The sequence below is a fragment of the Candidatus Phytoplasma sp. AldY-WA1 genome (assembly GCF_020312115.2).
GTDB classification, from domain to species: Bacteria; Bacillota_I; Bacilli_A; order Acholeplasmatales; family Acholeplasmataceae; genus Phytoplasma; species Phytoplasma vitis.
This window is the reverse complement of record NZ_JAHRHX020000091.1, coordinates 1-1,745: the sequence shown is the minus strand read 5'-3', so window position 1 is coordinate 1,745 and position 1,745 is coordinate 1. Positions and strand designations below refer to the sequence as shown.

Below are 1,745 nucleotides of genomic sequence, written 5' to 3'. Positions count from 1 at the left end.
AGCAGCAAACAATTTAAATTCATTTCAATCAGAAGATGACGACGAAATACCACAATTCAAACCAGCTGATTCTAATAAATTTTTATCATTTGACAAACTAATCGGATTCAAAGAAGAATTAACAGCATGTGATGGATTTTTAGACTACTTAAAAAACAAGTCAAACTATCAAGACATCGGAGATGTCGAAGCACCGTTAGGAATCTTAATGTACGGATGTCCAGGAACAGGAAAAACAACATTAGCTCGTGCATTAGCTAAAGAGACAAATTTACCATTTTTCGAAGTAAGCAGTTCTATCTTTTCTCAAAAATATAAAGGACTTGCACCTCAAATGGTTCAAGACTTGTTTGCAGCAGCAAGACAAACAGCTGAAAAAGAAAACGGAGCAATTATCTTTTTAGACGAATGTGAAACTATTTTTACTGATTTAGGTTCGTTAGAAGCTGGTTCCGAAATTGCAAACGTCGTTAACCAATTCAAAACTGAAATGACATCAGTTGATAACAATCCTGAAAAACCAATCTTCGTCATTGGTGCAACTAACCACGTAGAACAAATCGATGAAGCTATTAAATCAAGATTCACTTACAACATCGAAGTCAAACCAGGAAGCAAAGATGAACGTCAAAAAATGTTAGAATTCTTAATTAACAAACGTAAAAATCCATATTGTCAAGCATCAAAAGATTATTTATTCAATGTTATTAACGAATCATTAGAACGTTTGCCACAAGAACAAGCATTTTTAAAAGCAAATCGTACACTCGAAAACCTTTTAAAAACGACAGTCAGTGTATTCGCAAGAAACCGTGGAACTGATGAAAACAAAAGAACAGTAATTCAAAAAGAAGATTTACAGCAAGCATACAAGATGATTATTTCACCAAACATTGATGTGTTAAATCAAATAGAAAAAGAATTAACATCTCAATCTAAATAATTTTAAAACCTATTTACACAACTAGGTTTTTGAGAAACCTAGTTGTGCATATATCAATCCTAAGCAGCACATAACACAAAAAACAAAAAGACTGCAAAGAAAAATAAAAAAAATCATACTAATTTTAAAAAAAAAATCAAAAAAAGAAAGGAAATTAAACATGATTTCAATAACAACACTATTATTTTCAAATTATAAAATTATATTTACGCTTATATCAATTATACCTATTTTATTTCTAATTCATGGAATTTACAAATTTTCATTAAAGAAAATTATTATCTCAATTGTAATATTAATTGCGCTATTAGGAGCATTTTTCTATTTAACCAAAAAAGAACCATCTTCAAAATACGCAGCTTTATCAGTCAATAAACTTGACAATACAATTCACAAATTAGAAAATATCTACGACAATTTTGAAGGAAAAAAATCACAATTGAAAGATGAATTAGCAAAAATTGATGCCGAATTAATAGAATTACAAGGAGATTTAACATTAACTCAAGAACAAAAAGCAAAAATTAAAGAACTTTTAGACAAAAACGAAGATAAAATTAAAGAAATTAATGACAAAATAAAAGACAATGATAAAGAAATTTCCCTTTTAAAAGGAAATTTAACAGACTTAGAAACAAAAAAGAAACAAAAAGAAGATGAAATAAAACAAAAAGAAGCACAAAAAGCAAAGACAGAAGATGAAGATGTGCGTAGACAATTACAAAAAGAAATTGCCGAATTAACTAAAGAACTGCATGAAATTGTAGACCAACTTCATCCAATTAAGCAAAAAATTAAATCA

At 28.7% G+C, this 1,745-nt stretch carries 1 protein-coding gene and 1 pseudogene; both read left to right on the top strand.

Annotated features, from left to right (window positions below):
- On the top strand, nt 1–943 hold a 943-nt coding region (locus KTO59_RS04155; RefSeq protein WP_284928797.1), incomplete at its 5' end, for an AAA family ATPase.
- Nucleotides 944–1,103: 160 nt separating this feature from the next.
- Nucleotides 1,104–1,745: pseudogene (locus KTO59_RS04150) on the top strand (hypothetical protein); the annotation flags it as partial.